The organism is Streptomyces sp. NPDC058662 (assembly GCF_042716255.1).
Taxonomy (GTDB): Bacteria; Actinomycetota; Actinomycetes; order Streptomycetales; family Streptomycetaceae; genus Streptomyces.
Genome location: NZ_JBHXRU010000001.1, coordinates 1 through 25,277, shown reverse-complemented (window position 1 = coordinate 25,277; position 25,277 = coordinate 1). Strand labels below are relative to the sequence as shown.

At 74.2% G+C, this 25,277-nt stretch carries 21 protein-coding genes; 8 read left to right on the top strand and 13 right to left on the bottom strand.

Going from position 1 to position 25,277, the window contains the following annotated elements; all coding sequences use genetic code 11:
• The 10 genes from ACFWUQ_RS00105 to ACFWUQ_RS00060 all read right to left on the bottom strand — a co-directional run bounded on the left by ACFWUQ_RS00105 (nt 1) and on the right by ACFWUQ_RS00060 (nt 12,150).
• Entirely contained in the window at nt 1-978 is a 978-nt protein-coding gene (locus ACFWUQ_RS00105; RefSeq protein ID WP_384531085.1) for an NAD(P)H-quinone oxidoreductase, read from the bottom strand.
• 49 nt (nt 979-1,027) lie between these two features.
• A complete protein-coding gene (locus tag ACFWUQ_RS00100) occupies nt 1,028-2,125 on the bottom strand; it encodes a potassium channel family protein (RefSeq protein ID WP_384531084.1) in 1,098 nt (365 codons plus the stop codon).
• Nucleotides 2,113-3,471: a molybdopterin molybdotransferase MoeA gene (locus tag ACFWUQ_RS00095; RefSeq protein ID WP_384531083.1), complete on the bottom strand. Its 1,359-nt coding sequence runs from the start codon at nt 3,469-3,471 to the stop codon at nt 2,113-2,115. The genes ACFWUQ_RS00100 and ACFWUQ_RS00095 overlap by 13 nt, the downstream gene beginning before the upstream one ends.
• Nucleotides 3,468-4,364 (bottom strand): NTP transferase domain-containing protein, encoded by an 897-nt coding sequence (locus ACFWUQ_RS00090; RefSeq protein WP_384531082.1) that lies wholly within the window; start codon nt 4,362-4,364, stop codon nt 3,468-3,470. The genes ACFWUQ_RS00095 and ACFWUQ_RS00090 overlap by 4 nt, the downstream gene beginning before the upstream one ends.
• A 275-nt stretch (nt 4,365-4,639) precedes the next feature.
• Entirely contained in the window at nt 4,640-5,179 is a 540-nt protein-coding gene (locus ACFWUQ_RS00085; protein ID WP_384531081.1) for a bacterial proteasome activator family protein, read from the bottom strand.
• Nucleotides 5,180-5,276: 97 nt separating this feature from the next.
• The gene (locus tag ACFWUQ_RS00080) at nt 5,277-8,030 is read right to left on the bottom strand and encodes an FtsX-like permease family protein (RefSeq protein ID WP_384531337.1); all 2,754 of its coding nucleotides are present in this window, start codon (nt 8,028-8,030) and stop codon (nt 5,277-5,279) included.
• A 101-nt stretch (nt 8,031-8,131) separates the two neighbouring features.
• Nucleotides 8,132-8,872 (bottom strand): ABC transporter ATP-binding protein, encoded by a 741-nt coding sequence (locus ACFWUQ_RS00075; RefSeq protein WP_384531080.1) that lies wholly within the window; start codon nt 8,870-8,872, stop codon nt 8,132-8,134.
• 25 nt (nt 8,873-8,897) lie between these two features.
• On the bottom strand, nt 8,898-9,578 hold the full coding sequence (locus tag ACFWUQ_RS00070) for a PadR family transcriptional regulator (RefSeq protein WP_384531079.1): 681 nt from the start codon (nt 9,576-9,578) through the stop codon (nt 8,898-8,900).
• Between the two features lie 85 nt (nt 9,579-9,663).
• Nucleotides 9,664-10,314 (bottom strand): hypothetical protein, encoded by a 651-nt coding sequence (locus ACFWUQ_RS00065; protein WP_384531078.1) that lies wholly within the window; start codon nt 10,312-10,314, stop codon nt 9,664-9,666.
• A 165-nt stretch (nt 10,315-10,479) separates the two neighbouring features.
• Complete coding sequence (locus tag ACFWUQ_RS00060; RefSeq protein WP_384531077.1) at nt 10,480-12,150, bottom strand: protein kinase; 1,671 nt, start codon at nt 12,148-12,150, stop codon at nt 10,480-10,482.
• A gap of 228 nt (nt 12,151-12,378) precedes the next feature.
• On the opposite strand from ACFWUQ_RS00060, the gene ACFWUQ_RS00055 reads away from it, so the two are divergent.
• Nucleotides 12,379-13,971: a protein kinase gene (locus tag ACFWUQ_RS00055; protein WP_384531076.1), complete on the top strand. Its 1,593-nt coding sequence runs from the start codon at nt 12,379-12,381 to the stop codon at nt 13,969-13,971.
• 83 nt (nt 13,972-14,054) lie between these two features.
• Here ACFWUQ_RS00055 and ACFWUQ_RS00050 read toward each other — a convergent pair whose 3' ends face one another.
• Both ACFWUQ_RS00050 and ACFWUQ_RS00045 read right to left on the bottom strand, forming a co-directional pair.
• Complete coding sequence (locus ACFWUQ_RS00050; protein ID WP_384531075.1) at nt 14,055-14,480, bottom strand: pyridoxamine 5'-phosphate oxidase family protein; 426 nt, start codon at nt 14,478-14,480, stop codon at nt 14,055-14,057.
• A 143-nt stretch (nt 14,481-14,623) separates the two neighbouring features.
• Complete coding sequence (locus tag ACFWUQ_RS00045; protein ID WP_384531074.1) at nt 14,624-15,286, bottom strand: response regulator; 663 nt, start codon at nt 15,284-15,286, stop codon at nt 14,624-14,626.
• A gap of 323 nt (nt 15,287-15,609) precedes the next feature.
• Here ACFWUQ_RS00045 and pdhA point away from each other — a divergent pair, with 323 nt between their 5' ends.
• The 6 genes from pdhA (at nt 15,610) to ACFWUQ_RS00015 (ending at nt 23,116) form a co-directional block, all read left to right on the top strand.
• Entirely contained in the window at nt 15,610-16,809 is a 1,200-nt protein-coding gene (pdhA, locus tag ACFWUQ_RS00040; protein WP_384531073.1) for a pyruvate dehydrogenase (acetyl-transferring) E1 component subunit alpha, read from the top strand.
• A gap of 20 nt (nt 16,810-16,829) precedes the next feature.
• Nucleotides 16,830-17,795 carry an alpha-ketoacid dehydrogenase subunit beta gene (locus tag ACFWUQ_RS00035; protein ID WP_384531335.1) on the top strand — a complete coding sequence of 322 codons (966 nt, stop codon included), beginning with the start codon at nt 16,830-16,832 and terminating at the stop codon, nt 17,793-17,795.
• A 31-nt stretch (nt 17,796-17,826) separates the two neighbouring features.
• Nucleotides 17,827-19,236, top strand: a complete 1,410-nt coding sequence (locus tag ACFWUQ_RS00030; protein ID WP_384531333.1) for a dihydrolipoamide acetyltransferase family protein — start codon at nt 17,827-17,829, stop codon at nt 19,234-19,236.
• 97 nt (nt 19,237-19,333) lie between these two features.
• The gene (locus tag ACFWUQ_RS00025; protein WP_384531072.1) at nt 19,334-20,269 is read left to right on the top strand and encodes a GNAT family N-acetyltransferase; all 936 of its coding nucleotides are present in this window, start codon (nt 19,334-19,336) and stop codon (nt 20,267-20,269) included.
• A gap of 49 nt (nt 20,270-20,318) precedes the next feature.
• A complete protein-coding gene (locus ACFWUQ_RS00020; RefSeq protein ID WP_384531071.1) occupies nt 20,319-21,083 on the top strand; it encodes a hypothetical protein in 765 nt (254 codons plus the stop codon).
• A gap of 131 nt (nt 21,084-21,214) precedes the next feature.
• Nucleotides 21,215-23,116, top strand: a complete 1,902-nt coding sequence (locus ACFWUQ_RS00015; protein WP_384531070.1) for a C1 family peptidase — start codon at nt 21,215-21,217, stop codon at nt 23,114-23,116.
• A 28-nt stretch (nt 23,117-23,144) separates the two neighbouring features.
• Here ACFWUQ_RS00015 and ACFWUQ_RS00010 read toward each other — a convergent pair whose 3' ends face one another.
• Nucleotides 23,145-24,332, bottom strand: coding sequence for a DUF418 domain-containing protein (locus ACFWUQ_RS00010; RefSeq protein WP_384531069.1), 1,188 nt, complete (start codon nt 24,330-24,332; stop codon nt 23,145-23,147).
• Between the two features lie 196 nt (nt 24,333-24,528).
• On the opposite strand from ACFWUQ_RS00010, the gene ACFWUQ_RS00005 reads away from it, so the two are divergent.
• The gene (locus ACFWUQ_RS00005) at nt 24,529-25,215 is read left to right on the top strand and encodes a GntR family transcriptional regulator (protein ID WP_384531068.1); all 687 of its coding nucleotides are present in this window, start codon (nt 24,529-24,531) and stop codon (nt 25,213-25,215) included.
• Nucleotides 25,216-25,277: the final 62 nt, after the last annotated feature.

Genomic DNA, 25,277 nt, shown 5'->3' with positions numbered 1-25,277 from the left:
TCAGACCGTGAGGAGCAGCTTGCCGGTGTGGGCGCCCGACTCCATCGCCCGGTGGGCCTCGGCGGCCTCCGCCATGGGGAACGACGCGTGGACCACCGGGCGGACCCGGCCCGCCGCGAACAGCGGCCACACGTGCTCCCGGACCGCCGCGACGATCGCCGCCTTCTCCTCCAGGGGGCGGGCCCGCAGCGAGGTGGCGGTGATCGCGGCCCGCTTGGCGAGCAGCGCGCCGAGGTTCAGCTCGGCCTTCACCCCGCCCTGGAGGCCGATCACCGCGAGCCGGCCGTTGACGGCCAGGGCGTCCACGTTCCGCGCGAGGTACTTGGCGCCCACGATGTCCAGGATGACGTCCGCACCGGCCCCGCCCGTCGCCGCCCGCAGCTCCGCGACGAAGTCCTGCTCGCGGTAGTCGATCAGGATGTCCGCGCCCAGCTCCCCGCAGCGGGCCAGCTTCCCCGGCCCGCCCGCGGTGACCGCGACCGTCGCGCCCACCGCCTTGCCCAGCTGGATCGCCATGGTGCCGATACCGCTGGATCCGCCGTGCACCAGCAGGGTCTCGCCGGGGCGCAGCCCGGCGACCATGAACACGTTCGACCACACCGTCGTGACGACCTCGGGCAGCGCGGCGGCCGTCACCAGGTCCACGCCCTCCGGCACGGGCAGCAGCTGACCCGCCGGCACGGCCACCCGCTCGGCGTACCCGCCGCCGGCGAGCAGCGCGCACACCTGGTCGCCCACGGACCAGCCCGACACTCCCGGCCCCAGCGCGGCGATCCGCCCGGAGCACTCCAGGCCGGGGTGGCGGGAGGCTCCTGGCGGGGGGTCGTAGAACCCCTGCCGCTGGAGGAGGTCCGCGCGGTTCACGGCGCTCGCCGCGACCTCGACGAGGACCTCGCCCTCCCCAGCGACCGGATCGGGTACGTCGGTCCAGACGAGGGCCTCGGGGCCGCCGGGCTGCTCGATGGTGATCGCATGCATGGCCCGGAGGCTACGCGACCGGGCCGCCGCGGGACAGGACCTCCGGGCCCTACTCGGCGGAGGGCAGCGTCACCACCCGGGAGGTCGGCGCCGCGCGGACGATGGTGATGACGCGGTCCATCAGCTGGAGCGGGCTCGCGTGCGGATCGTCGTACGCCAGCAGCCGGTGCCCGCGCAGCACGCTCACCACCAGGTCGTCGGTCTCCCGTACGGACTTGCCGACCTCGGACTTGGTGACGGGCCGTTCGATCAGGTCGAGGCCGCTGCCCTGCTGGATCAGGTCCTCCATCACCGTGCCGGCGCTCGGGCTGAGCACCGACAGGCCGAGCAGCCGGCCGGCCGCGCTCGCGCTCGTGATGACGGCGTCCGCCCCGGACTGGCGCAGCAGCGGGGCGTTCTCCTCCTCGCGCACCGCGGCGACGATCTTCGCCCCGCGGTTGAGCTGGCGCGCGGTCAGGGTGACCAGGACCGCCGTGTCGTCGCGCTGGGTGGCGATGACGATCTGGCGGGCCTTCTGGATCTCGGCCCGCAGCAGCACGTCGGAGCGGGTGGCGTCGCCGACCACTCCGGTGAAGCCCTCCGAGTTGGCGATGTCGATCACCTTGGAACTGGGGTCGACGATGACGACCTGTTCCCTGGGCAGGCCCGTGGCAAGCAGCGTCTGCAGGGCCGAGCGGCCCTTGGTGCCGAAGCCCACGACGACCGTGTGCTCACGCAAGTTCTTCCTCCAGCGGCTGAGCCGCCACTCTTCCCTCGTCCGCTCCGTCAGGACTTCCAGGGTGGTACCGACCAGGATGATCAGGAACAGCACCCGCAGCGGGGTGATCAGCAGGACGTTCACCAGCCGCGCGGTGTCGCTGTGCGGGACGACGTCGCCGTAGCCGGTGGTCGACAGGGTCACGGTGGCGTAGTAGACGCAGTCGAGCAGGTCGACTTTCCCGTTGGCGTTGTCGTGGTAGCCCTCGCGGTCGAGCCAGACGATCAGGACCGTCAGGCAGAGCACGAACAAGGCCATCAGCAGGCGCTTGGAGACCTGGCGGATCGGTTTCTCGACGACGCGCCGGGGCAGTTTGATGCGCCGGGAGACGAGTTTCTCGTCGGCCTCCCGGGCCATGGCGTCCTGGCCGTGGAGTTTCACGTGAAACATCCTCCCGAAGCCCAGGGCAGATCGAGGATCTCCAGTTCCTGACCGGACCGCGCGCCGTGCGGCGGTACGACGGCCAGCGCGTCGGCGGCGGCCACCCCGCGCAGCATCGCGGGCCCGTTGTAACGCAGCGGCACCGCGTGCTCGCCGCTGAGCAGGACCGGGACCAGCCGGGTGTCGTACGGGTGGCCCGGCACATCGCCCTGGACCGCGGCCGTGTAGCGGGGGCGCCGGCGGCGGCCGGCGAGGGCCCGCAGCAGCGGGTCGGCGAGGGTGAGCAGCGCGGAGACGGCGGCGAGGGGGTTGCCGGGCAGCCCGACCAGGTGGCGGCCGTCCGCACGGTCCCCCAGGCGGGCCAGCAGCATCGGGTGCCCGGGGCGCACGGCGACGCCGTCGACGAGCAGCTCGGCGCCGGCCCGGGCGAGCACGGGATGGACGTGGTCGACGGGTCCGGCGGCCGTGCCGCCGGTGGTGACGAGGACGTCGGCGGTGGAGGTGGTGACGGCCGCCAGCAGGGCCTCGGCCCCGGCCGGGTCGTCGCCGAGCCGCCGGGTGCCGATCACCTCGGCGCCGAGGCGGGTGAGCCAGGGGCCGAGCATGGGGCTGAGGGCGTCCCGGATCAGGCCGTCGTGGGGGAGGCCCCCGGTGAGCAGTTCGTCGCCGAGGACCAGGATCTCCACCCGGGGGCGGGGCCGGGTGGTCAGCTCGTCGTACCCGGCGGCCGAGGCGAGGCCGAGTACGGCCGGGGTGACCAGGGAGCCGGCCGGCAGCAGCTGGTCGCCCGAGCGGCACTCCTGGCCGCGGGGGCGGATGTCCTGCCCGGTGAGGACGGGCCGGTCGGCGTGGAGCTGGCTGCCGCTCTCGCGGCAGTGCTCGCTGCGGATGACGGCGCTGGTGTCGGCGGGGATCCGGGCGCCGGTGGCGATACGGACGGCGGCGCCGTCGGCGAGCGGTTCGGGCCGCCCGGAGCCGGCCAGTACGCCGCCGCCGGTACGGATTGTCCAGGGGCCGGGCCCGGCGACGGCCCAGCCGTCCATGGCGGAGGTGTCGAAGGACGGCAGGTCGCACAGGGCGTCGAGGGGAGCGGCCAGGACCTCGCCGAGGGCCTCGGGGAGGGGGACCCGGTGGGCGCGGGCGCGCACTCCGGCGCCGGCGTGGACGGCTGTGTCCCGGGCCCGCTGCCAGCCGGTGGGGCGGTGGCCGCCGCCGCCCTCGCCGGGATCGCGGTTGACCAGGGCCAGGGCCTGGTCGAGGGCGTCGACGGAGGGGGCCGGCGGCCGTGCGGCGGCGGGGTCCCCGGGCCGGGTCGCGGCCCGGTCCTGGTCGTGTTCGGCGTCAGTGGGGGTCATCCGGAGCCGTTCCGCTCGGCGGGGCTGTCGGTGTCGGGAGCGGCGCCCGCCTCGGCCTCGGCGGCCCAGCGCAGGGCCAGGTCGGCGGCCTTGCGGGAGGCATCGGCGACGGCCCGGGCGGGGTCGGCGCCGGTGGCTTCGGCCCGGGCGGCCGCGTAGCCGACCAGGAAGGTGGTCAGCGGGGCTGCGGGCCGGGCGACGCCGTGGGCGGCGTCACGGGCGAGGTCGAGCAGGGTCTCGGTGTCGACGGGGAGGTCGATGCCCAGCTCGTTCTTGACGGCGGTGATCCATTGGTCCAGCACGGTTCCATGCTCCCTGATCCGGGCGCGGGCAACGGCGAGATCCTCCCAGGTGTCGCAGTCGAAGGACGCGAGGGGGGTGGCATCCGTCACTTCGACCAGGTCCAGCTCGGCGGTGAGGGCCCGCAGCGGCAGCCCGCCGAGGGTGCCGTGCTCGGTGGCCAGCAGGGCGATCTCGCGCCGCAGGGGCTCCGCGCGGTAGGCGGCGACCAGGGGCTGGGCGCGGCCGTCGGCGTCCCGCAGGAGGGCGCCGTCCCCGGGTCCGGACCCGGCGCCGGCCAGCAGGATCCGTACGGTGGCGCGGTCCAGGAACGGCAGGTCGGCGGAGAGGACGAGGACCAGCTCCGCGGTGGTCCGGCGGAGCCCGGCGTCCAGGGCGGCCACCGGGCCGCCGCCGGGCGGGTCCTCGCGGGTCCAGTGGACGGGGCGGGCGGTGGCGCGGCGGCCGCCGACGACGACGGTGGTCGTGGCGTCGGGGCAGGCGTCCAGGACGCGGTCGAGGAGGGGGCGGCCGCCGACCCGCAGGGCGGGCTTGTCCGCCCCGCCGAGGCGGCGCGCGGCGCCGCCGGCCAGCACGATCGCGTCGTAGCTCATGTCCCCGAGTATGCGTCGAGCATGTCCTGTGCGGGGAGCCCCACTTCGGCGGCGCGTGGCCCGGGCGCCGGCGGTGGGCTCCGCCGGGGTGCGCCTGGGTGGGGGCGGGGCGGTGGGTGGTGCGGGTTCAGGATCGGGGCTCCGCCCCGGGCCCCGGGCCGCCAACGCCCGCGGGGCGGGGTGTGGGGCGGGGGGCCCCGGGGCGGGGGGGGGGTGGGGGCCCCCCCGGGGGGGGGAGGAGGTGGGGGGGTTGGGTGGGCCCCGCCGGGTGGGGGTCAGAGGTAGGGGCCCGAGCGGATTGCGCCGTGGGGGCCGTCCTCGTCGTCGTCGTGGGAGGCGCCGGGCGGGAGTGCGCGGCGCATCTGCTCCAACTGGGCCCGCGCCGCCATCTGCTGCGCGAACAGGGCTGTCTGGATGCCGTGGAAGAGTCCCTCCAGCCAGCCGACCAACTGCGCCTGCGCGATCCGCAGTTCCGCCTCGGACGGGATGGCCTCCTCCGTGAACGGCAGCGACAGGCGCTCCAGTTCCTCCACGAGCTCCGGGGCCAGGCCGTCCTCCAGCTCCTTCACCGAGGCGGCATGGATGTCCTTGAGCCGGACCCGGCTCGCCTCGTCGAGAGGAGCGGCACGTACCTCTTCCAGGAGTTGCTTGATCATGCTGCCGATCCGCATGACCTTGGCGGGCTGTTCGACCATCTCCGTCACCGGAACCTCGCGCGACTCGTCATCGGCGCCGCCGACCGCCGTCCCGTCCTGTCCCACGATCAGGACGTTCGGGGGGCTGTCCTGCGACCGTTCACTCCTCGGCATCTCCATGCCGCCATTGTCTCGTACACCTCCGTACTCACACGGTGTGCCCCCGTACAGGCGTGATCCACCCTGTACGGGGGCACCGGTATGGGCGCCGTGGCCGCTAGCCGGCGGCCCGCCGCGCCAGGGCCCCGCTGGAGCGGGTGACCAGCGCCGCGAGCAGGGCCGCGCCCAGCGGGACGACGACGAGGAGCCCGGCGAGGGTCTCCCACGGCACGGCGATCGGCACGTACGGAACGGCGTCCGCGGCCCCGTACCGCATGAACTCGCCCAGCTGGTGGAGCCGCTCCAGCTCGCGCCGTTCCGTCAGGCGCAGTCCGACGGCGGGCAGGACACCCGCCGCCGAGCCCAGGACGACGCCCATCAGGGCCACCACCCCGCACTGGAACCCGCTCAGCGTGCGCCGCACCCGCGGCGGAGCGCCCACCGCGGCCAGGGTCTTCAGGTCGGCCTCGGCGTCGGCCTGGGCCAGCCCGGTGGCGATGCCGGCCGCGCCGATGGTGACCAGTCCGGCGAAGACGGACAGGGCGAGCAGGGTCAGGCTGTTGTCGCCCTGGTACCCCTCCTCGACGCGGACCTGGGCCTCCACGCCCATCCGGTCGATCTCGCCGTCCATGCGCTGGCGCTGTTCCGTGCCGGCCTGCCCGTCGAGGGTGAAGTACGAGCCGAACGGGGCCGTGCCCAGGCCCGCGGCCTGGGCGCCGGACGGCGGCAGGACCAGCGTGATGCCCCAGCCCTCCGCGCTGTCGGGCGCCTGGTGGACGGCGAGGACCTTGTCCTCGCCCGGCAGCTCCTCGTCGTTCTGCTGCGCGGTCTCGGCCTTCTCCAGGTCGGTGACGACCCGCAGGGTGACCTTGCCGTCCTTGACCTGGCGCTTGTCGAAGGAGACGGCCCGGCCCGCCTTGAGTGCGTTCACGGAGCCGGGGTCGTCGACCGCCAGCACCCCGAGCAGCTTCTCGTCGGCGACGACGGTCTGGTGATGGGCCCCGAGCCGGCTGTCCACGCAGCGCCAGTCCTTGCGCAGTTCCCTGGCGGCCTCCGCACTGAACTCGACGGCGCCCCGCTGCTCGTGGAGCGGGCAGCGCTGCTCCTTGGGCGTGATGACCTCGACGCGCCCGCAGCCGGGCACCGGCGAGTACGAGTCGCAGGTGGCCTTGCCGACGAACAGCCGTGCCACGTCCGCCCGCCGCGCCACCGGGAGTTCCTTGGAGAGCGTCTCGCGCAGGGCGGGCACCTCCTGGTGCGCGGAGTTCTCGGTGACCTGGAGCACCCCGGTGCCGTGCGGGAGTTCGGCGACGTACTCGTGCCGGTTCTGCAGGTCCTGGCTGTGCTGGTACGTGGCCACGGCGACGGTGCCCGCGACGGCGGCCAGGACGGCGGCCACGGCGGGAGCCGTACGCCCCCGGTTGCGGACGGCGTCGCGCAGCGCGAGGCGCGGTGACAGCGGGAGCCACCGGCCGAGCCGGCCGAACATGCCGACCAGGACCGGCGTCAGGGCCACGATGCCGAGCTCGGCGATGGCGCTGCCGCCCGCCACGACGGCGGAGCCCATCTGCGAGGTGGTCCCGTACAGGGCGATCGCGGCGCCCGCGACGACGGCGAGCAGGCCGACGACCGGCAGGACGCGGTTGGCGCGGCGCACCCCGCGGCGGCCGGTGAGCGAGGCCAGTACGGTCTGGCGCGACGCGGTGATCGCGGGGACGATCGCGGCGAGCAGGCCGGTGATCACGGCCAGCAGGGCGATCCCCGCGAGCTCCAGCGGCCGGACGTCCCAGCTTCCGAAGCGGGCGCCGAGCTGCGCCTCCAGCAGCGGCTTGAGGCCCACGGTGAGCGCCACGCCGATGACGGTGCCGACGACGGCGGACACGAGGCCGATGACCAGGCCGCCGGCGAGCACGATGGCGCGGATGTGGCGCCGGTCGCCGCCGTTGGCGCCGACCAGGCCGAGCTGGCGGCGCGAGCGGCGGGCGCCCACGGCGAAGGCCGGGCCGGCGAGCAGGCAGATCTCCAGCATGGCCAGGCCCACGACGGTGGCCAGGACGGCCATCTCGACGACGAGGGTGCCGTTCTGCTCGTACCGGTACTCGGGGCTGTTGCGGTAGAGGGGCACCTCGGAGTCGGCCGGCGGGTCCAGGATCACGGCCCGGGAGACGACGCTGACGCCCTTCGTGTTGGCGGCCATGACCATGTTCCACGTGAAACCGTCACCGCCGACCTTCACGAGCAGGCTCTCCTCGGCGTGCAGCCCGGAGGAGCCGATGGCCGCCAGGGCCGTGGCGAGCGGGTCGAGCAGGGTCCCGGGCGGGGCGATGAGCTCGGTCCGCCCCAACTCGGACGGCAGCTCGTACGCGCCGACGATCCTGTACGCGGTCGAGGTGCCGCGCGGGGTCACCGAGGAGCCGACGAAGTAGCCGGAGTCCCTGAGGAAGGCCGTGGTGGCGACGACCTCGCCCGCGGCCCGGGGCAGCCGGCCCCGGTCGAGGGTGATCAGGCCCGCGGCCAACGGGTGGTGCGTGTCGATCTCCCGTAGCTGGACGCTGAGCAGGCCGTGGGTGGTGCGCACCCGGGCGTAGCCCGTCCGGTCCGGGAGGGACTGGGCGCCCGGCGGCAGCGCGGACACCATGGCCGGCAGGTCCCCTCCCTCCTTGCGCGCCACCGGCGCGGGGGAGTCCTCGTCGCCGACGGGCCGGAAGCCGGTGCCGTCGGGCTTCTGCTCGATCGGCCGGCCCGTCCCGCTGGAGGTGAACCGGGCGTCGGCGGTGCCGATCGACCGGGCGAGGGTCTGCTCGGGGGAGAGTTCGGCGCTGCGCACGGTGAGGTCGGCGGCGCTGACCCCGACGATCGGCAGCGCGATCATCGACAGGACGAGGGCGCTGCGGCCCTTGGCGCGCCAGGCGTCGCGGCGGGCTATCCGGAGCGCCGCCACCCAGGAGTGGTACCAGCCCTGTAGCGAGGAGGTCACTGGCCGGCCTGCCCCGAGAGGAGGGAGTCGGCGCGGCTGCGCAGGGTCTCGTCGACGACGCTGCCGTCGCGGAGGAAGACCACGCGGTCCGCCCAGGCGGCGAAGCGGGGCTCGTGCGTGACGAGGATCCCGGCCGCGCCCGCGTCGCAGCGGGAGCGCAGCAGGGCGAGGACGGACTCGCCGGTCTCGGAGTCCAGGGCGCCGGTGGGCTCGTCGGCGAGGACCAGGCGGCGGTCGCCGACCAGGGCGCGGGCGATGGCCACGCGCTGCTGCTGGCCGCCGGACATCTCGTCGGGGAAGCGGTCGGCGAGCTCCCCCAGGCCCATCTCCTCCAGCGCGGCGAGCGCGGAGACCCGGGCCTTGCGGGCGGATACGCCGTCCAGCTCCCGGGGCAGGGCCACGTTCTCGGCGGCGGTGAGGGCCGGTATCAGGTTGTAGTCCTGGAAGACGTACCCGATGCTGCGGCGGCGCAGCGCGGCGAGCTCCTTGCGGCTCGCGGCGGTGATGTCGGTGCCCTCGACGACGACCCGGCCGCCGGTCGGGGTGTCGAGGCCGCCCGCGAGGGTGAGCAGGGTGGACTTTCCGGAGCCGGAGGGGCCCATGACGGCGACGAGTTCGCCGGGGAAGACGGAGAGGTCGATGCCGCGCAGGGCGTGGACCTCGGTGGCGCCGCTGCCGTGCGTGCGGACGAGCCGGTCCAATTGCAGTACGGGCCGTTGTGACGGGTGGTCGAGCATGAAGGGTCCCCCCTGGAACGGTGGTTCAGCCCCGCCGCGTGCGGGCGGCGCGGGGCGGGGTGGTGGTCGGTGCCGGAGCGGTGGTCGGGTGCGGGGTCCCGGCCGGGTCGGCGGGGTCGGCGGCCTGGGGCGGTTCGGGCTCGGCGGCTCTCCGGTCGGCCGGCAGGGAGAGCCGGACGAGCCGGGATTCGCAGTGGTCGAGCCAGCGGGCCTCGGCCTCGGTCTGGAAGATCAGCTGCTCCAGGACCAGCAGCCAGGCCACGTCGTCGCGTTCGCGGGACTGCCCGCTCTCGACGGCGGCGAGGGCCCTGGCCTTGAGCCGGGTGTAGTCCTGCATCGCCTTGATGGTGGCGTGCCGCTGGGACTGGATGACGGCGCGGATGTCCACGCCGGGGGCGCCGACGGCCATGGCGAGCTTGATGGACAGCTCGTCACGCGGCGGGTTGGCGCGGTCGACGGGCCGCTCGTACCACGCGCGCAGTTCGGTGCGGCCGTCCTCGGTGATGGCGTACAGGGTGTGGCCGGCGGAGTCCTCGCCGCCGGGGGCGACGAGCCCGTCGCGTTCGAGGCGGGCGAGGGTCGTGTACACCTGCCCGACGTTCAGGGGCCAGGTGGAGCCGGTGCGGGATTCGAACTCGGTGCGCAGCTGGGAGCCGTACCGAGGACCCCGTTCCAGCAGGGCGAGTAGCCCGTGGCGGATCGACATACTGAGTATGTATACCGGGTATGTTCGATCCGTCAACCGTCGTGAGGACTACGCCGGACGGCGGACGGGGGCCTCGGACGGGTTGTCAGATCCCTTTGCGCAGCCGCATTCCCAGGTAGCCGAGACCCACTCCCATCAGGGCGCATCCGGTGCCGAGCGGAAGGATGTGGGCGGCGAGGTCGGCGGCCCGCTCGTTCGGTCCGGTGCCCAGTGCGCGGGCCACCGGGGGCGGTGCGGGTTCGCGGGGCGGCGGGGGGACCGGCTGGGTGCGGGGGCGCAGCGCGGGGGGCCGGGAGGCCGTGACGGCCTCGGGGTTCACGGCCGCGCCCGCGGGCCGCCCGGGCCGTTCCCGGCCGACACCGGCGGCGCTGCCGGCCAGCCCGCCGGGCCCCTGGCCCGGCGGATCGTCGTCCGGCGCGGCGGGCGCGGGCGCCGGCACGAGGGCGGGCGCGGGTACGAGGGCGGGCGCGGGCGCCGGCACGAGGGTGGGCGGTAGCGCGTGTACGAAAGCGGGCGCGGGCGCCTGTACGAAGGCGGGCGCCAGGGCCCGTACGAGGGTGGGTGCCAACGCCCGCGAGGGGGCGTGCGGGAGGGTGTGCGCCGCGGTCGGCGGCGCGGCGTACGCGGCGTACGCGGGGGCGCCGGGCGCGAGCGCGGCGGCGGCCAGTGCGATGCCCGCCAGCCCGAGCCGTCGCGGGCCGCGCGGCATGCTGCTGCGGATACGCCCCAGGGTCACGGCGGAGCCCCTCCCGTCCCGGGGCGGCCTGGACGCCGCTCGGATCCAGCGATACGCGCTCAGGTTGGCATAGCTGGGCAAAAGCGGCATCCCGGGCACCCCATCGGGGTGCCCGGGATGCCGGGACGGCTCAGTGCGCCGGGTCGGACGCGCCCGCGGACCGTGCTACTCCGGATTGCCGGTGGACACGGTCAGCGTGTACTCCGTGCCCTCTTTGGAGATCTTGTCCTGCGGGGCCGGGTTCTGCTCCAGCACGGTGTCCTTGCCGTACACCGCCTCGTCCTTCTCGATGATCTTGTACTTGCCGCCGGAGGCCTGGATGCACTCCTTCACCGAGAGCAGGTTCTTGTAGCGCAGGTCCGGCGCCGAGTACTTGCCCGCCTCGCTGTAGTGCTTCGTCGGCTCCTTGCACTTGGCCGGGTCGATGGTGCGCGAGAGGTCCGGCCCCTTGAAGCCGGCCTTCGCGGAGCCGGACGCCGAGGCCGAGGCGCCGGGGGTGTTCTTCCCCTCGTCCTTCGCCTTCCCGTCGTCCTTCATCGAGATGGCCGCGGCCAGGCCGCCGACGGCCAGCAGGGCCACCGCCACCGCTCCGACGACCAGCGGCATGTTCCGCCTGCCGCCCGAGCCGCCGCCCGCGGCGGGACCCGGCGCCGCCGGCGAGATCGTGTACGGCGGCGGGGTCTGCGCGCCGTACTGCTGCTGCGGCGCGGGCGTGTGCGGGTAGGCGTACCCGCCCTGCCCGTGCTGCTGGGGCTGCGGGTGCGGCGTGGGCGCGTACGGGGACGGCGCCGGGGTGTGCGCCTGGTACGGCTGCTGGACCGACTGCGGCGGCGCCTGGAAGCCGGAGTCCACCGGCGGGAACACGGCCGAGGACACGCCGGCCCCGCTGCTCAGCGGCCCGATCCCCTGGACGATGACCGGCGCGCCGGCCTGCCCCGCGGACAGCACCCGCGCGACCTCGTCGCGCATGGCCGCGGCCGTGGGGAAGCGCTCGTTCGGGTTCTTCTTCAGGGCCCGCGCCACCAGCGCGTCCATCGCCGGGGTCACCGACCGGTTGATCGAGGACGGGGCGACCGGCTCCTCCTGCACGTGCGCGTACGCGATGGCCAGCGGCGAGTCGGCGTCGAACGGGATCCGCCCGGTCAGCAGCTGGAACAGCATGATGCCGACCGAGTACAGGTCGGAGCGGGCGTCGACGCCGCGGCCCAGCGCCTGTTCGGGCGAGAGGTACTGCGGGGTGCCGACGACCATGCCGGTCTGCGTCATCGAGGTGACCCCGGACTGCATCGCGCGGGCGATGCCGAAGTCCATGACCTTGACCACGCCGCGCTTGTTCACCATCACGTTGCCGGGCTTGATGTCCCGGTGGACCAGGCCCATCTCGTGGCTGGTCTCCAGCGCGGCCAGCACGTCGGCCGTCATCTTCAGCGCCTTGTCGGCCGGCATCGCCCCGTACTGCCTGATGTCCGCGTCCAGGACCGAGCCGAGCGGCTGCCCCTCCACGTACTCCATGACGATGTACGGCATCACGGCGCCGTCCCCGGTGGGGGAGCCGGCCGAGGTGACGACGCCCTCGCCGGTGTCGAAGACCGAGACGATGTTCGTGTGCGACAGTTTGGCAACAGCCTGGGCCTCGCGGCGGAACCGCTCGCGGAAGGACTGCTCCCGGCCCAGGTCGCTGTGCAGGGTCTTGATGGCGACCTGCCGGTCGAGGGCGGAGTCGTAGGCCAGGTACACGGACGCCATGCCGCCCGCACCGAGCAAGTCCCTCAGCTGGTAACGGCCACCGGCCAGAGAGCCGCCCGCGTACTGGCCCTGAGTGCCGTCCTGGCTCATGAGTGTTGCTTCCCCTCGGGATGTGTCCCCGCGCCTCTGGCCGGGCGCACGTGGCGCCCAGTCTGCCGGAGGGCAAGCACACGTCAAGCCGGGTGCCCGTTCCGTGACCACACGGGCGCAGGGTGTCCTTGTCCGAACGGTGACCGGTTCGGAGGCTGTAGCGTTCGTCGCAGCACAAAGAAAAGGACACCGCTGAGCGGCGGCCGAGAGAGACGACGGCGAGGACTGATGGCACCCGAACCCGAGGGAAACGGCGGCGGGATGGCCGACGGTCCTGAGCACTGGGGCGCCGGTGGCCTGGTGGGCGACGGCCGGTACCGGCTGACCCACCGCCTGGGCCGGGGCGGCATGGCCGAGGTGTTCGCGGCCGAGGACGTACGCCTGGGCCGGACCGTCGCGGTGAAGCTGCTGCGCGCCGACCTCGCCGAGGACCCGGTGTCCAAGGCGCGCTTCACGCGTGAGGCGCAGTCGGTCGCCGGACTGAACCACCACGCCGTCGTCGCCGTGTACGACTCGGGCGAGGACCGGGTCGGCCCCAACACCGTCCCGTACATCGTGATGGAGCTGGTCGAGGGCCGCACCATCCGCGAACTCCTGCTCAGCGCCGAGGCCCCCGGGCCGGACCAGGCGCTGATCATCGTCTCGGGTGTGCTGGAGGCGCTCGCCTACTCGCACCAGCACGGCATCGTGCACCGCGACATCAAGCCGGCGAACGTCATCATCACCGAGACCGGCGCGGTCAAGGTGATGGACTTCGGCATCGCCCGCGCCCTGCACGGTGTGCAGTCGACGATGACCCAGACCGGCATGGTGATGGGTACCCCGCAGTACCTGTCGCCCGAACAGGCCCTGGGCAAGGCCGTCGACCACCGCTCCGACCTGTACGCGACCGGCTGCCTGCTGTACGAACTGCTCGCGCTGCGGCCCCCCTTCACCGGTGAGACCCCGCTGTCGGTGGTCTACCAGCACGTCCAGGACGCCCCCGTGCCACCCTCGCAGCTGCCGGAGGGGCACCACATCCCCCAGGAGCTCGACGGCCTGGTCATGCGCTCCCTCGCCAAGGACCCGGACGACCGGTTCCAGAGCGCGGAGGAGATGCGCGGGCTGGTCCAGTACGCGCTCCAGATGCTGCACGACCAGGGGCCGAACACCGGCACCTGGAACACCGGCCCGGTCACCATGGCCCTGCCGCACGGTCGGGGCGGCGCCGCCCCGACCGCGGCCATGCCGGTGGGCGGGCCGGGCCGCCAGCACCCCGCGAACGCCTCCACCTCGCAGTTCCAGCAGCCGATGGTGCCGCCGCTGAACCCGGACGACGGCTCGGCCTTCCCCGGCGGCGGCGGCAACGGCCAGGGCGGCCGCGGAGGTCCGGGCGGCTACGACGGCTACGACGAGCGCGGTGGCGGCGGCCGCTGGAAGATGTGGCTGTTCGCCGTGCTCGCGGTCATCGCGGTCGCGGGCGGCGTGGCCTACGCCGTGAAGACCGTGGGCGGCGGGGGCGGCGCGAAGCAGCCGAGCACCACCCAGAGCACCACCGCGGGCCAGCCGAGCACCACCGGGCCCCCGCAGGGCACGACGCCGCCGCCGACCACCGGCCAGACACGGCCGACGGACACGGAGACGTACACGCCGACCTACCGGCCGACGAGCTCCGCCCCCTCGTACACGCCGTCGTTCACGCCGTCCTCGACGCCGCCGCCGACGACGACGAAGACCCCCTCGGCGACCCCGACGAAGACCGCCACGGCCACGGCCACGCGGCCTCCCGTGACGACGCCCCCGCCGACGGGCGGCAACGGCGGCGAGGATCCCGACAACTGACGCGGACGGCCGAATGGGCCCGGGGGAATGAATTCCCCCGGGTCCATTCGGTTCGGTTCTGTTCCTGTGTGAATAGGGGCTGATCAGAGTGCGTGCTGATACGCCTGGTTCGGCCGGGTCGGATTCCCGGCGAGGGAGTGCACCGTGACGAACTGGGGATCGATGCGCAGGTAGACGGGGTCGAAGACCTCGCCGTTCACGAAATGCGGACCCGGACCGAACAGTTCCAGTTCCGTCGGGGTCGGTTCGACGACCTGAGCCGTTCCGGTGAACTGGACCGACCACCATCCGGTGTCCCACGAATTGAAGTTGTCGGCCCCGTAGGACACCACGCTGCCGTTGCAGGCCCGGTGGTGCCCGAAGCCGGCGTGCATCCGCAGGACGACCCTGCCGTCCACCACGATGTGGCGGGCGAGTGCGAGGAAGGGCAGCGCGCGCATGCTGGCGGCCACCCGGCCGTACGGCACCCGGCGCAGCAGCTCGACGGCGTGGAGCTCCTCTGGGGACATGCGTCCACTCTCGGGTACCGGCACGCCGCCGGGAAAGAGCAGCCCGCCCCGAGGACCGGGGACCTTGGTCCCGAGTGGAACGGCGCGGCGGTGGAACCGGGCCGGCGCCCGGCGCGGCGCCGCTCGGCGGGGAGGGGGCGCGGTCAGTGGCGCTTCTCGGCCTGCAGCCGGGCCACGTAGGCGGCGGCCTGCGAGCGGCGCTCCATGCCCAGCTTGGAGAGCAGGCTGGAGACGTAGTTCTTGATCGTCTTCTCGGCCAGGTGCAGCCGCTCGCCGATCACGCGGTTGGTCAGGCCCTCGCCGATCAGGTCGAGGATCTTCCGCTCCTGGTCGGTGAGGTTCGACAGGCGGTCGTCGCCCTTGCCCTTCTTCCCGTCGCGCAGCCGCTCCAGCACTCGCGCGGTGGCGACCGGGTCCAGCAGCGACTTGCCGGCCGCGACATCGCGCACGGCGCTGAGCAGCTCATTGCCCCGGATCGCCTTGAGCACGTAGCCCGAGGCCCCCGCCATGATCGCGTCGAACAGCGCCTCGTCGTCGGCGAAGGAGGTCAGCATCAGGCATTTGACGTCCTCGTCCCGCGAGCGGACCTCCCGGCAGACCTCCACACCGCTGCCGTCGGGCAGGCGGACGTCCAGGACGGCCACGTCGGGGCGGGTGGCGGGGATGCGGACCAGGGCGTCCGCCGCCGTCCCGGCCTCGCCGACGATCTCGATGTCCTCTTCGACCGACAACAGCTCATGAACGCCGCGGCGTACCACTTCGTGGTCGTCCAGGAGGAATACCTTGATTTTTCCGTCTTCGCGCACGAAGTCAGTTTCACACACTGACCCCTTCCCTGCCGGGGTTACCCGGGATAACGTGCCGTTGTTCCGGCCCCCTGCAAGGCTGTGACCAGTGGTTGTTCCCGCTTGCGCTGATTTACTTGGAAATCCAAGCAAAATCCCAGGTCAAACGGGGTTTCGCAGTTATGCGGCGCACTGGGTAACGTGCATTGCGCAGGGCACTCGCCGGGGCACCTGTCACGCCTGGATCCGTACACGACGCGCACCCACCCCGTGCGCTGGTACGGAGCAGGTGAGCCGCACTGGACCCCGGAGAACCCGGGTGCCGGACCGACGGAGGAGCACACGTGACCGTGGAGAGCACTGCCGCGCGCAAGCCGCGACGCAGCAGCGGCACCAAGGGGGCGGCAGGCGCGGCGAGCGCCCGCAAGGCCGCCGCCGCCACCGCGACGACGCATGACGCCGAACCCCAGCTGGTACAGCTGCTGACGCCCGAAGGGGACCGGGTCGAGAACGCAGAGAATGCGGAGTTCCTCCCCTTCGTCGCCGACATCACCACCGAAGACCTGCGCGGGCTGTACCGGGACATGGTCCTGACCCGCCGGTTCGACGGCGAGGCGACCGCCCTGCAGCGCCAGGGCGAGCTGGGCCTGTGGGCCTCCCTGCTCGGCCAGGAGGCCGCCCAGATCGGCTCCGGCCGGGCCCTGCGCTCCGACGACTACGTCTTCCCGACGTACCGCGAGCACGGCGTGGCCTGGTGCCGCGGCGTCGACCCGACCAACCTGCTGGGCATGTTCCGCGGTGTGAACCACGGCGGCTGGGACCCGACCACCAACAACTTCCACCTGTACACCATCGTCATCGGCTCGCAGACGCTCCACGCGACCGGCTACGCGATGGGGGTGGCCAAGGACGGGGCCGATTCCGCGGTCATCGCCTACTTCGGCGACGGCGCCTCCAGCCAGGGCGACGTGGCCGAGGCCTTCACCTTCTCGGCCGTCTACAACTCCCCCGTGGTGTTCTTCTGCCAGAACAACCAGTGGGCGATCTCCGAGCCGACCGAGCGCCAGATGCGGGTGCCGCTCTACCAGCGCGCCCAGGGCTTCGGCTTCCCCGGCGTCCGGGTCGACGGCAACGACGTGCTGGCCTGCCTGGCCGTGACCCGCTGGGCCCTGGAGCGGGCCCGGAGCGGCGAGGGCCCGACCCTGGTCGAGGCGTTCACCTACCGGATGGGCGCGCACACCACCTCCGACGACCCGACGAAGTACCGGCGGGACGAGGAGACGGCGGCCTGGGAGGCGAAGGACCCGATCCTGCGCCTGAAGGCCCACCTGGCGGCCACCGGAGGCGCCGACGAGGCGTTCTTCGAGGGGCTGGAGGCGGAGAGCGAGGTGCTCGGCAAGCGGGTGCGCGAGGTCGTGCGCGCCATGCCCGATCCGGACACCATGTCGATCTTCGAGAACGTGTACGCGGACGGGCACGCGCTCGTCGACGAGGAGCGCGCGCAGTTCGCCGCCTACCTCGCGTCCTTCGAGGGTGGGGAGTGACCACCGTGCCTACCCAGAAGATGTCGATCGCGAAGGCGCTCAACGAGTCGCTGCGCAAGGCCCTGGAGACGGACCCGAAGGTCCTGATCATGGGCGAGGACGTGGGCAAGCTGGGCGGTGTCTTCCGCATCACCGACGGCCTGCAGAAGGACTTCGGCGAGGAGCGGGTCATCGACACCCCGCTCGCCGAGTCGGGCATCGTCGGCACGGCGATCGGCCTCGCGCTGCGCGGCTACCGCCCCGTCGTGGAGATCCAGTTCGACGGTTTCGTCTTCCCTGCGTACGACCAGATCGTCACGCAGCTCGCGAAGATGCACGCCAGGTCCCTGGGCAAGATCAAGCTGCCCGTCGTCGTGCGCATCCCGTACGCGGGCGGCATCGGCGCGGTCGAGCACCACAGCGAGTCGCCGGAGGCGCTCTTCGCGCACGTACCCGGCCTCAAGGTGGTCTCGCCGTCCAACGCCGCCGACGCCTACTGGATGCTCCAGCAGGCGATCCTGAGCGACGACCCGGTGATCTTCTTCGAGCCGAAGCGGCGCTACTGGGACAAGGGCGAGGTCGACGTCGACGCCATCCCGGACGCGCTGCACGGGTCCCGGGTGGCGCGCGAGGGCTCGGACGTCACGCTCGCGGCCTACGGGCCGATGGTGAAGGTCTGCCTGGAGGCGGCCGCCGCCGCGGCCGAGGAGGGCAAGTCGGTGGAGGTCGTCGACCTGCGCTCGATGTCCCCGGTCGACTTCGACGGGATCCAGGCGTCGGTGGAGAAGACCCGCCGGCTCGTGGTCGTCCACGAGGCACCGGTGTTCCTGGGCATGGGCTCGGAGATCGCCGCCCGCATCACGGAGCGGTGCTTCTACCACCTGGAGGCGCCGGTCCTGCGCGTGGGCGGTTTCCACGCCCCGTACCCGCCCGCCCGTGTGGAGGACGACTACCTGCCCGGCCTGGACAGGGTGCTCGACGCCGTCGACCGCTCGCTGGCGTACTGAGGAGAGCCCCGTGACCATCCGCGAATTCAAAATGCCCGATGTGGGCGAGGGCCTCACCGAGGCGGAGATCCTCAAGTGGTTCGTCCAGCCGGGTGACACCGTCACCGACGGCCAGGTCGTCTGCGAGGTCGAGACGGCCAAGGCCGCCGTGGAGCTCCCGATCCCCTTCGACGGGACCGTGCACGCGCTCCTCTTCGAGGAGGGCACCACGGTCGACGTCGGCCAGGTGATCATCTCGGTCGCGACGCAGACCCCGGCGGGCGCCGTCGAGCCCCCGGTCCAGGAGGCGGCCCCGGCCGCGGCTCCCGCCGCCCCCGCGGAGGAGCCCGCGCCCGCGGCGCGCCAGCCCGTCCTGGTCGGCTACGGCGTCTCCACCGCCTCCACCAAGCGCCGCCCGCGCAAGGCGGTGCCCGGTGCGGCGCGGACGGCCGCGCCGTCGCGCAACGGCTCCGCCCCGGCGGCGCCCGATGCCCCGGCGCTCCCCGCCGTGCCGGCGCAGCCCGCCACGGGCGAGCGGCCGCTGGCCAAGCCGCCGGTGCGCAAGCTCGCCAAGGACCTCGGGATCGACCTGGCCGTCGTGGTGCCCACGGGCGCCGGCGGGGTCGTGACCCGGGAGGACGTCCACGCGGCGGCCACCGCGGCACTCGCTCCGCAGCAGGCGGCCCCCGCCGCGGTGCCCGCTCCGGCGCCCGCGGTGACGGCGGCTGCTCCGGCGCAGGCCGCCCCGGCCGAGGCCGCGGCCAGGGAGACCCGTATCCCGGTCAAGGGCGTCCGCAAGGTCACCGCCCAGGCCATGGTCGGCTCCGCCTTCACCGCGCCGCACGTCACGGAGTTCATCACCTTCGACGTGACCCGCACGATGAAGCTGGTCCAGGAGCTCAAGGCCGACCCGGACCTCGCGGGGCTGCGGATCAACCCGCTGCTGCTCATCGCGAAGGCCGTCCTGGTCGCGGTCCGCCGCAACCCGGAGGTCAACGCCTCCTGGGACGAGGCGGCCCAGGAGATCGTGCTCAAGCACTACGTCAACCTGGGCATCGCGGCGGCCACCCCCCGCGGGCTGATCGTCCCGAACATCAAGGACGCGCACGCCAAGACCCTGCCGGAGCTATCGCAGGCCCTGTCCTCGCTGGTCGCCACGGCCCGCGACGGCAAGACCTCCCCGGCGGACATGCAGAACGGCACGCTCACCATCACCAACGTGGGCGTCTTCGGCGTCGACACCGGTACGCCCATCCTGAACCCCGGCGAGTCCGCGATCCTCGCGGTCGGCGCGATCAAGCTCCAGCCGTGGGTCCACAAGGGCAAGGTCAAGCCGCGGCAGGTCACCACCCTGGCGCTGTCCTTCGACCACCGCCTCATCGACGGCGAGCTCGGCTCCCGCTTCCTGGCCGACATCGCGGCCGTCCTGGAGCACCCGCGCCGCCTGGTCACCTGGTCCTGACCAGCCGCGCGCCCGCGTCCCCTCCCACCGGCCCGCGGCCGGCGGGAGGGGACGCGCACCCATGGCCGCGACCCCGGTACCGTGTGATCATCGCCAGATGCTCATACGCCCCGCCACCGCGGACCCCGCAGCCCTGGACCGTGCCGTCGCCGAACCGTTCGACGGCCCCGTCCCCGCCCTGACCGCCGGGAAGATCCGCGAGGAACTCGCGGCCGGGCAGTTCCGCCCCGAGTGGACCTGGACCGCCGAGGCCGAGGACGGCGGGATCCTGGCCCGCGCCCTGTGGTGGGGACGCGCCGACAGCGACCGGCCCATCGCCCTGGACTGCCTCCAGGTGCGCTCTACCGAGGCCGACCCCGCCGCGCTCGCGGCCGCGCTGCTGGCCGCCGGGCACGCCGAGTTCGGGAAACTGCCCTCGTACAACATCTCGCTGCCCCGGGGCTGGCGCACGGACCCCGCCCTCGCCGAAGCCGTCTCCTGGCGCCGGGCGGCGGCCCGCGCGGCCGGCCTCACCACGGAGATCGAGCGCCTGCGCTACGAGTGGACCCCGGCGGCCGGGACCCCGGAGCCCACCGGCCGGCTGGTCTTCCGGGAAGGCACCGACGAGGAGTTCCTGGAGGCGTTCGCCCGGCTCTCCCGGGGCAGCCTCGACCTGGGCACCCGGAACGAACTGCGGGTCATGGACGAGGAGCAGTTGGCCCGTGAGGACTTCGCGTTCTACCGCGACTGCCCCGGTGAGCGCTCCTGGTGGCGCCTGGCCGAGCTCCCGGACGGCACGCCCGCCGGCCTGGCCCTGCCCTCCGCGACCCCGTACCACCGCAACGTCGGCTACCTGGGCGTCGTACCGGAGCAGCGCGGCAAGGGCCTGATCGACGAGGTGCTCGGCGAGATCACCCGCTTCCACGCGGCGGCCGGTGCGGAGCGGATCACCGCGACCACGGACACCGTCAACCTGCCGATGGCCGCCGCCTTCGACCGGGCCGGCTACGAGGTCACCGAGATCCGGCTGGTCCTGGAGGAGCCCTCCGCGTGAGAGCGGCGCCCGCGGCGCGGTAGCCTCCCGCCCGGGGAAGGGGGCCGGGGTGTCCATCGCGGAACTGCAGGTGTACTCCGTCGAGGAGGCCGATGTCAGGGGCGGGGTGTGCGTGGTCCGGTGCGTGGGCGGCGTGGCGCGGGCCGGGCAGGTGTACGCGGTCGGTGAGCTGCGGGTCGGCCTGCGCGGCATCGAGCGGTACGGGCGGCCCGTCACCTCCTTCGGCGCCGGGCACACGGCCCGGGTGCACCTCACGGGGGCGGTGGTCGCGCTGCTCACCGGGGGCCAGGTGCTGACCGCGGTGCCGCCGGACGGGCACGCGCTGGGGGAGCTGGAGGACTGGCTGGCCACCGGTCCGCCGCTGGAGGACGAGCCGGGACCGAGGACGCTGCGGAGCCTGGCGTGGGGGCGGATGCGCGACGAGCGGCTGCCCGACGCGGTGCGGCTGCGCTGGGGTCGCGTGGCGGTGGCCGCGACCTACCGCTGCGCGGCGCTGGAGGACGCGCCCGCGCTGGTCCGGGGCGCCGAGCTGGCCGCCGTGCACGCCTACCTGATCCAGCGCTTCGGCCCCGGGCGCGGCGGGGACCCGGTGGCCCTGTGCCGGGAGTCGCTGGCGCTGGTCGACCTCACCCCGCGGGCCGCGCTGGCGCTGGCCCGGACCTGGCGCGACCTGCCGCGGTCCCGGATCCAGCACCTGCGCCGCATCAAGAACCTGGTGTCCGCCCTGGCCCCCGTACGCGCCCACCTCCCGGACGCCGACCCGCTGGCGCGGGCGGTCGATGCCTGGACGACCGTCCGGGCGGAGCTGCCCTGAACCGGGCCGGGCACCCGTACGCACGCGCCGCCCGTGCCACCGCGCGACCGCGCGGCGCCCCTTGACGGCCCCCGGCGCCGGCGGGAGGCTCCCGGATCTAGGATCCGAACGGTTGCAGCTGGGGGGCCGCCATGCCGGAGGAGACTGTCCAGACGGTGGGGGAACTGCGGGCACGGCTCGCGGCACGCGGAGCGCGCTGGTCCGTCATGGAACACCTGGCCGACGAGGACCCGCTGCCCCGGCCCTCGCTCGGCCTGGAGCCCGGCGCGGACCTCACGCCCGCCGCGGCGGCGGGCACCGTCGACCTGCGGGCGCTCCTGGGAGGCGAGAGCGCCGATCCGCACCTCACCCGGCGGCGCGCCGCGCACGGGCTGCTCCCCGGCCCGGCCGCCGGGGCGGGGGCCCGCCCGGCCGCCGCCCGGCCCGTCGCCGTCGACTGGCGCCACCGCTGGGGCCGGCCCTGGATCACCAAGGTCAGGGACCAGAACCCCTGCGCCTCCTCCTGGGCCTTCGGCCCGGCCGGCCTGGTCGAGTCCATGGCCCGGATCGAGCACGGCGTCTGGGCCCGGCGCTCCGAGGGCGACGTGCACGACGCCCTGAAGTCGGCCTGCGGACAGGGCGGCAACCCGGAGGCGGCGCTGGACTGGATCCGGGACAACGGCGGGCTCGCCGACCCGGACTGCTGGCCGTACGGCACGCCGCCCGCCGGGCTGCCCGCCGTCCGGCGCGACGCCTGGCGCGCCGAGTACACGCCGAGCTGGGACCGGTCGGGGCGGACGGTCCGGATCGCCGACTACGTCCGGCTGGGCGACATCGAGCAGCAGAAGGTCTGGCTGGACGCGGTCGGCCCGCTGACCGCCTGCTTCGACGTCCACGACGAGTTCTTCGCCCTGGGCTCCGGCGTCTACCACCGCACCGGCTCCCGGCTCGCGGGCGGCCACTGCGTACTGGTCGTCGGCTACGACGACGCCGCGGGCTGCTGGCTGTTCAAGAACTCCTGGGGTCCGGCCCACCACGTGGGCGGCTACGGCCGGATCGCCTACGGCGAGGCCGGTATCGACGCGTGGGCCAAGTGCGGCCTGCGCGGTACCGACATCGACCCGTGGAGCAAGCGCCGCCTGCACACCGGCAACGTCTACGAGAGCGGCAACGGCCGCGCCCACCGCAACTTCGAGCTGCTCGCCACCACCACCGGCAACCGGCTCCAGCACTGGTGGCGCGAGGGCGAGGCCCCTTTCCCCTGGGCCCGTGCGAGCACCTTCGCGAGCGACGCCGGCGGCCAGCCCGCCTTCACCGGCAGCACGTACAACCGGAACATGGAGTCCCTGCACGTGACCACCGGCGGCCGGCTGCGCCACTGGTACTACGAGCAGACCGGCGGCGCCTGGCGCGACGGCGGTGCCTTCGGGCCGGGCGACGCGGCCGCCGGTTCGACCCCGGGCTTCATCCAGAGCGACTACGGCAAGCCGGGCAACTTCGAGGCGGTCGTCCGCACCGCCGACGGCCGGCTGAACCACTGGTGGCGGATCAACGGCGCCCCCTGGAGCTGGAACGACGGCGGCCGGTTCGGCTCCGGCATCGCCCACTACGGGCCCGCGCTGGTCCAGACCCGGGGCCGGTGCCTGGACCTCGTCGCCACCCGACTGGACGGCAGCATGCAGCGGTGGCGGCGCGACGACGCGAACGGCTTCGCCTGGCGTCCCGGGGAGGTCTTCGGCGCCGCGGCCACGTCCGCGCCCTGCCTGATCGAGGGCCAGTACGGGGCGGCCGACGAGGACACCGCCGGGAACTACGAGCTGTGCGTGGCCGTCGCCGGAGGACGCGTCGAGCACTGGTGGCGGGACAACGCGGGCGCCTCGGGGTGGACCCGCGGCGCCGTCTTCGGCCACGACGTCCTCGCCGTCACCGGGATGCTCCAGGGCAGCTTCGGGTTCAACCTGGAAGTCGTCGCCCTGCGCACCGACCGCCGGCTCCAGCACTACTGGCGCGACGGCGCGGGCTGGCACGAGGGGCCGGTCATCGGCCCTGTCTGAGAGGACCGCCCGGGGGAGGCGCGGAGCGTCACGCCGGACCCCGGGACCTGAGCGCCCGGTGCTGCACGGCCTCCAGCGGGCCCCGCTCGAAGCGGCGCAGCCAGAGCCGGGAGCCGGCGACCAGGAGCAGGCCCACGACCGCCCACAGGCCCATCACCCACCAGGGGCCGGTGCCGGCCGCCCGCTCGGCCAGGCCGAGCCCGACGCCGTAGCAGAGCAGGACGCAGAGCAGGTTCTGGCCGACGTAGCAGGACAGGGCGGTGCGGCCGACGGAGGCCAGGGAGGCGGTCACCGGCTCCGGGACCCGCAGCCGGTCGAGGGCGGCGCCGATGCCGCCCATGATGCCGAGGGCGACCAGCGGGGCGACGCCGTAGCGGCCCAGGACGAAGAAGTCCGCGTCGCCCAGGGTGGTCGCGGCGGTCAGCGGCAGCCCCAGGCCCAGGCCCCAGGCGGCCATCCGGGTCCGTATCCGCCGGCCGTCGGCGGTGGCGGTGAAGGCGCCCGCCCGGTGCAGCCGCACGCCGAGCAGGAAGAGGAAGAGCAGCAGCCCGAAGGAGAAGACGGGCTCGACGCGCAGCGCGAGGAGGTTCTCCCACCGGAACGCGATCTGCTCGCCCCAGCCGCCGGAGGCGTAGAGGGCGACGGCGTCCGGGTCCGGGGCCCGCCGCGGGCCGTCGGGTTGTTCCACCAGGACGAGGGTCAGCAGGCCGACCAGGAGCAGGTGCACCGCGCCCGCCGTCCACATGACCCGGCGCCGGACCCGCTCGGAGCGGGCCAGCAGCCAGGCGACCAGGAGCGCGGTGACGGCGTAGCCCATCAGCACGTCCCAGGCGAAGACGAGGACGAAGTGGACGGTCCCCTCCAGGAACAGGAAGGCCGCCCGCCGCCAGTAGCGCCCGGGCCAGGGCTCGCCCCGGCGGGCGGCGGAGTCGTACTGGATGGCCAGCCCCACCCCGAACAGGACGGTCAGCAGGGCCAGGAACTTCCCGTCCGCGAGGGAGCGGAAGACGGTCTCCGCGATGTTCGCCGCGGAGGGGTCCGCGAGGGGGTCGGCCGCGCCGAAACCGCCCTGGAGGACGGCCCACTCGGAGCCGGGGGACGCGAAGATCCAGACGTTGGTCATGAGCGTGCCGAGGACGGCGGCGCCGCGCAGCACGTCGAGCAGGGGCAGCCGGGCGGTCTTCCCGGCGACGGGGGCGATCAGGGTCTCGGCCATGACTCCAGCGTCCCGGCGCGCGGGGCCGGGTACGTCGTACGGTCGGAGGAAGCCGCGGTACACCCTTCGATGCAGGCGCGCCGCCGGGGCCTCGCTCTTGCGGACGGGCCACCTCGCGTACGGCTCCCCACTCGCGCGCGGGTCCGTATCGTGGACGCCGCCCGGGACGCATCCCTGATGTATCTATGCTGTGCGCATGCCGGCCACCGCACCCACGCCCGCCCCCTCCCCCGCCCCCGCGCGCACGAGCGCCGGGACCGCCGCCGACCGGGTCTACCAGTACGTCAAGCAGGGGGTGCTCGACCGCTGTTACGAGGGCGGCACCCTGCTCACCGAGGGCGAACTGGCCGTGGCGGTCGGGGTGTCCCGCACCCCGGTCCGCGAGGCGCTGCTGCGGCTGGAGACCGAGGGGCTGCTGAAGCTGTACCCGAAGAAGGGCGCGCTGGTCCTGCCGGTCTCCGCGCAGGAGATCACCGACGTGCTCGAAACCCGGCTGCTGGTGGAGGAGTTCACCGTGCGGCGGGCGGTGCCCGCGCCCCCCGGCCTGCTGGAGCGGCTCGCCGGCCTGGTCGAGGAGCAGCGCCGGCACGCCGCCGCGGGCGACCTGGCCGCGATGACGGCCGCCGACCGGGCCTTCCACGCCGAGATCGTGCGCAGCGCCGGGAACCAGATCCTCCAGCGGCTCTACGACCAGCTGCGCGACCGGCAGTTGCGGATGGGCGTGGCCGTGCTGCACGCCCACCCCGAGCGGGTCGAGCGGACCCTGGCCGAGCACACCGGGATCCTCGACGCGCTGCGCGCCGGGGACGCGGAGGCGGCGGCCTCGGCGGTCCGCGGGCACATCGGGCGGGTCGAGGCACTGGTGCGGGGGTCGGGCCGGTGACCGCGCCGGCCGCGGCTCCCGGCGCCGCCGGTCCTCCCGGCGCCCCCGCCGCTCCCCCCGCC

Bases quoted from the DNA above. Each gene is read 5' to 3' on its own strand.
- ACFWUQ_RS00035 (WP_384531335.1), top strand. From the start codon at position 16,830: ATGTCGATCGCGAAGGCGCTCAACGAGTCGCTGCGCAAGGCCCTGGAG.
- ACFWUQ_RS00050 (WP_384531075.1), bottom strand. From the start codon at position 14,480: ATGTCCCCAGAGGAGCTCCACGCCGTCGAGCTGCTGCGCCGGGTGCCG.
- ACFWUQ_RS00090 (WP_384531082.1), bottom strand. From the start codon at position 4,364: ATGAGCTACGACGCGATCGTGCTGGCCGGCGGCGCCGCGCGCCGCCTC.
- ACFWUQ_RS00005 (WP_384531068.1), top strand. From the start codon at position 24,529: ATGCCGGCCACCGCACCCACGCCCGCCCCCTCCCCCGCCCCCGCGCGC.
- ACFWUQ_RS00025 (WP_384531072.1), top strand. From the start codon at position 19,334: ATGCTCATACGCCCCGCCACCGCGGACCCCGCAGCCCTGGACCGTGCC.
- ACFWUQ_RS00060 (WP_384531077.1), bottom strand. From the start codon at position 12,150: ATGAGCCAGGACGGCACTCAGGGCCAGTACGCGGGCGGCTCTCTGGCC.
- ACFWUQ_RS00010 (WP_384531069.1), bottom strand. From the start codon at position 24,332: ATGGCCGAGACCCTGATCGCCCCCGTCGCCGGGAAGACCGCCCGGCTG.
- ACFWUQ_RS00070 (WP_384531079.1), bottom strand. From the start codon at position 9,578: ATGTCGATCCGCCACGGGCTACTCGCCCTGCTGGAACGGGGTCCTCGG.
- ACFWUQ_RS00100 (WP_384531084.1), bottom strand. From the start codon at position 2,125: ATGTTTCACGTGAAACTCCACGGCCAGGACGCCATGGCCCGGGAGGCC.
- ACFWUQ_RS00015 (WP_384531070.1), top strand. From the start codon at position 21,215: ATGCCGGAGGAGACTGTCCAGACGGTGGGGGAACTGCGGGCACGGCTC.
- ACFWUQ_RS00105 (WP_384531085.1), bottom strand. From the start codon at position 978: ATGCATGCGATCACCATCGAGCAGCCCGGCGGCCCCGAGGCCCTCGTC.
- ACFWUQ_RS00075 (WP_384531080.1), bottom strand. From the start codon at position 8,872: ATGCTCGACCACCCGTCACAACGGCCCGTACTGCAATTGGACCGGCTC.
- ACFWUQ_RS00085 (WP_384531081.1), bottom strand. From the start codon at position 5,179: ATGGAGATGCCGAGGAGTGAACGGTCGCAGGACAGCCCCCCGAACGTC.
- ACFWUQ_RS00095 (WP_384531083.1), bottom strand. From the start codon at position 3,471: ATGACCCCCACTGACGCCGAACACGACCAGGACCGGGCCGCGACCCGG.
- ACFWUQ_RS00080 (WP_384531337.1), bottom strand. From the start codon at position 8,030: ATGATCGCGCTGCCGATCGTCGGGGTCAGCGCCGCCGACCTCACCGTG.
- ACFWUQ_RS00030 (WP_384531333.1), top strand. From the start codon at position 17,827: ATGCCCGATGTGGGCGAGGGCCTCACCGAGGCGGAGATCCTCAAGTGG.
- ACFWUQ_RS00055 (WP_384531076.1), top strand. From the start codon at position 12,379: ATGGCACCCGAACCCGAGGGAAACGGCGGCGGGATGGCCGACGGTCCT.